Genomic DNA, 3478 nt, shown 5'->3' with positions numbered 1-3478 from the left:
GGGAAGAGTCGGTCCTACCTCCGGCAGGTGGTCGCGCGGTGGTCCAAGGAAGGCCGGATCAGGCGCACCGGCCGGGGCATGTACGAGAAGACCTGATCGAACAACAGCCGGACGGGACCGGCGGAACCGCGCGTCGACCCGTCCGTTCGCGCCGGCTGGTTTCAACGGTGATTATTCACTTGACAAAGTATCACACATCATGTAGGCTCAACTCATGTTTGGGTCATTGTCATCTTCCTGCGAACGTTCCGCTACGATCTTATCCACTTCCTTCATGATGCGCTTGCCGAACAAGTGCTCCATGATATCGTGGTCGCCGCGTTTTAGCAGGTCCTTTGGCAACTTCTTCTCATTGGAGGGTTGAGCCATGATGAACCTCGTAGAGTTGATTGACAAGTTCAACTGCGACAAGCAATGCCGCGAGACGTTGGAGCGCATCCGCTGGCCGGGCGGCGTGAAGTGCACCCGTTGCGGAAGCGCCGAACTCCTGGACCTTCCGAATCACAACCGCTGGGAGTGCAAGAAGTGCGACTACCAGTTCAGCGTCACGTCCGGGACCATCATGCACGACTCCCACCTGCCGCTCCGCAAGTGGCTGCTCGCCATCTACCTCATGTGTGAGTCCAAGAAGGGGATCTCGGCGCTGCAAATGAAGCGGACGCTCGGGGTGGCCTACAAGACGGCCTGGTATCTCTGCCATCGCATCCGCGAAGCAATGGGGAACGACCCGCTGGAAGGGCCGACGCTGGTGGGCGTGGTCGAAGTGGACGAAACCTTCGTGGGCGGAAAGGTGAAGGGCAAGGGCCGCGGCTACCGGAAGAACAAGGCCATCGTGGCTGGCGCCATTCAACGCGACGGGCAGGTCCGGCTGGAGCGCATCCCGGACGTGACCCGCAAGACTCTCCACGACTTCATCAACCGGGCCGTCAAGGACGAGGCCGAGGCCATCTACACCGACGAGTTCCAGTCGTACCTGGGGGTTGCCGACGAGAACACGCGGCACAAGACGGTGAACCATTCCGAAGAAGAATGGATTGTGGGCGACGTGCATACCAACAGCATCGAAGGCGTCTGGTCGCTGTTCACGCGGTCCCTGGTGGGAGCGTTCCACAAGATGAGCGTCAAGCACATGGACCGCTATCTTGAGGAACTGGAGTGGCGCTACAACAACCGCAAGAACCCGCACATCTTCCGCGACACGCTGGCCCGGATCATGAATACCAAGCCGCTGGAGTTCCGGGAGCTGGTGGCGTAGGTCCATCAGCATCCCTTCTCGCGTTGCGGCTTTGGTATGGTCGTGCGGCGCTTCTTAATGCGCTTGGCTTCACGATGGAGCCGACCGGGCTCCTTCTTCCCGAATATATGCCACACCCATTCGGCATTTTTCGATTTGTTGGGAAGACCGCCCTTTGTCATCGGATCAAGAAAATCGAAATTGCGGATCTGTGCCCTCACGCTTTTCTCGGGATGAGGCGATGTCAGAGCCAACAGTTCGGAACAGGGCTTGCCACTGGATGATCCATGTCTCATCCTCCAATCCAGGACGAGAATGAGATCGTCAAAGGTCCAGGGATGGCGATCCTTCTGTGTCTCGCTATCGGGGTTTTTCATCGTCGTGCTTCCTCACGCAGTGTGCATCTTGTAGGCTTGCTCAATCTTCTTGAGAATGTCCTTTGTAATTTCCATCTCAAGTTTCTTCAGTCGCGCCTTCATTTCTTTGGTGTAGAGCCTAGATCGAAACTTGTTCGCTATCTTGCTCAACTTGTCACGTAGGGCCATCATTTTGTCAAAGAGCCTTCTCTGCGGCTTATTGGCGGCTTCATACGCCTTATCCCTATCCTCATACTCCTGCCGGAGTCTTTGATATTCTGCGTCCGATTCGAGCGAGTTCCACATGCTCCACTGCCGTGTCGATCTATAGTCATATGGCTTTGTATACCAATCTAGCTCGAATCTTCTCCGGTAGTCCTCTATCTCCTTAAGGAGTCGCTGCTTGTCATTCAGTATGGAAAGCAGGCCCTTATGGGACTGATCCCATTGTTGCCGAACCGCCTGCCATTGTTTTCCAAGCGTTGTTTTCTTTGCCGCATCCTGGGATCGCTTGTCGGCCCACTTGTAAACTTCCTCACTGATGTTCTGAATCCGAATCTCCAACTCCATATCTTCCACCAGCGAGTCGCCAGCGAAAGCAACTGAAACCACCAGTACCGGCACGAGCGCCCAAGCAGCACATTTCACGGGAGCCCCCTACGTGTTATGGGTTGTTGTTAGTCCTCGTCCTCTTTGATCCAAACGGGCTCATCGGCTCTCCGTCCGAAGCCCAAATAGCGCCCATCCTTTGTGGAGAAGACATGCTCGTCCAGACGAGCATCCTTCATGTTGCCTACCTTGGCAAAACCATACAGCCTTGGCAGCCAATCCCACCAAGCCCTTTGGTCGTCACGAGGAGTGCGGGGATAGGGAATGCCCAGTTCATCAAGCATTCGCATGAGTGCTATGCACCTAGCTCGAACCGCCTCGGTGTCCTTCCTTTCCCGATCTTCGATGACGCTCAAGATTTCATCTGCCAATTCACCGAAGCGCCTCTTTTCCCGCCCCTCCTTGGTGAACCTGGGCATCCGCACCTTGACTTGGAATCGCCGAGCAAGAGTGGCACCATACTCCGCAGTAAGGAGCACCGTGAGAAGCGCCGCCGACATGCCCCACCAAGCCCATGCTGACCACTCCGGCCACATCAGTTCCGCCCCCTTCTCGGTCCCATAGGCGCAGACGAAATAGCCAGCCATGCGGACGTACCTCCAGACCATGCCATCCCACTACCCCTTGCACCTCACTTTGTCAAGTGCATAATCACCGTTTCAACGGCGCCGCATACTCACATCGCCGCTGCCCGGGTCTGGGCCGTGGGAAGCGACTCGCTTTTCAACGGCCGGTCGGCTACCTTGAGATGCCGTATTCCACAATGGCTGCAATCAACGGAAGGAGACACACGGGATGGCGGCAACCGCAAATCGCAGGAACACGGCGCTCAAGGAGGCCATGACCAAGACACAGCTTCTGAACGAGCTGTCCGAATTGAATTGACCGGGCTCCAGAAGAAGGATGTGGCCTCGGTGCTGGACGAGCTTGGAGTTGTCATCGAGCGTCACGTCAGGAAACGCGCGGTGGGAACGTTCACGCTTCCCGGCCTGCTGAAGATCAAGGCGGTGCGCAAGCCCGCGACAAAGGCGCGCAAGATGACCTCGCCTTTCACCGGGCAGGAGATCACGGTGGCCGCGAAGCCCGCCTCGCGGGCGGTGAAGGTTCAGCCGTTGGCCGGGCTCAAGCGCATGACGGAGTAGGCCGGGGACCGGCGGGAGGGGAGCACGGGTGCGCTTTTTGGAAAGGTGGGGGGGGCGGGTCGTGGAAGCGCCGGCGGGTCGGGGCGGGGGCCTTCAGGGAAGCTTGCAGGGAGGCCCGCGATGAACAAGGCGGGCAT

At 57.7% G+C, this 3478-nt stretch carries 5 protein-coding genes and 1 pseudogene; 2 read left to right on the top strand and 4 right to left on the bottom strand.

Annotated features, from left to right (window positions below):
• Nucleotides 1–207: 207 nt before the first annotated feature.
• Complete coding sequence (locus tag OXF11_21660) at nucleotides 208–369, bottom strand: hypothetical protein (GenBank protein MCY4489696.1); 162 nt, start codon at nucleotides 367–369, stop codon at nucleotides 208–210.
• Between OXF11_21660 and OXF11_21655 the strand changes: the two genes are divergently transcribed.
• On the top strand, nucleotides 368–1255 hold the full coding sequence (locus tag OXF11_21655; protein MCY4489695.1) for an IS1595 family transposase: 888 nt from the start codon (nucleotides 368–370) through the stop codon (nucleotides 1253–1255). The genes OXF11_21660 and OXF11_21655 overlap by 2 nt on opposite strands.
• Nucleotides 1256–1260: 5 nt before the next feature.
• On the opposite strand, the gene OXF11_21650 is transcribed toward OXF11_21655, so the two are convergent.
• Genes OXF11_21650 through OXF11_21640 form a run of 3 tightly spaced genes read right to left on the bottom strand, consistent with a single transcriptional unit; the run spans nucleotide 1261 to nucleotide 2786 of the window.
• The gene (locus tag OXF11_21650) at nucleotides 1261–1611 is read right to left on the bottom strand and encodes a hypothetical protein (protein ID MCY4489694.1); all 351 of its coding nucleotides are present in this window, start codon (nucleotides 1609–1611) and stop codon (nucleotides 1261–1263) included.
• A 12-nt stretch (nucleotides 1612–1623) separates the two neighbouring features.
• A complete protein-coding gene (locus OXF11_21645) occupies nucleotides 1624–2238 on the bottom strand; it encodes a hypothetical protein (GenBank protein MCY4489693.1) in 615 nt (204 codons plus the stop codon).
• Between the two features lie 29 nt (nucleotides 2239–2267).
• Nucleotides 2268–2786 (bottom strand): hypothetical protein, encoded by a 519-nt coding sequence (locus OXF11_21640; protein ID MCY4489692.1) that lies wholly within the window; start codon nucleotides 2784–2786, stop codon nucleotides 2268–2270.
• Between the two features lie 208 nt (nucleotides 2787–2994).
• Between OXF11_21640 and OXF11_21635 the strand changes: the two are divergent.
• Nucleotides 2995–3341, top strand: a pseudogene (locus OXF11_21635) (HU family DNA-binding protein).
• Nucleotides 3342–3478 lie beyond the last annotated feature (137 nt).

Source organism: Deltaproteobacteria bacterium (genome assembly GCA_026712905.1).
Taxonomy (GTDB): Bacteria; Desulfobacterota; Binatia; order UBA9968; family JAJDTQ01; genus JAJDTQ01.
This window is presented reverse-complemented; position numbering and strand designations above follow the sequence as displayed.

Coding starts and splice junctions, on each gene's coding strand:
- OXF11_21655 (MCY4489695.1), top strand. CDS start 368: ATGATGAACCTCGTAGAGTTGATTGACAAGTTCAACTGCGACAAGCAA.
- OXF11_21660 (MCY4489696.1), bottom strand. CDS start 369: ATGGCTCAACCCTCCAATGAGAAGAAGTTGCCAAAGGACCTGCTAAAA.
- OXF11_21650 (MCY4489694.1), bottom strand. CDS start 1,611: ATGAAAAACCCCGATAGCGAGACACAGAAGGATCGCCATCCCTGGACC.
- OXF11_21640 (MCY4489692.1), bottom strand. CDS start 2,786: ATGGCTGGCTATTTCGTCTGCGCCTATGGGACCGAGAAGGGGGCGGAA.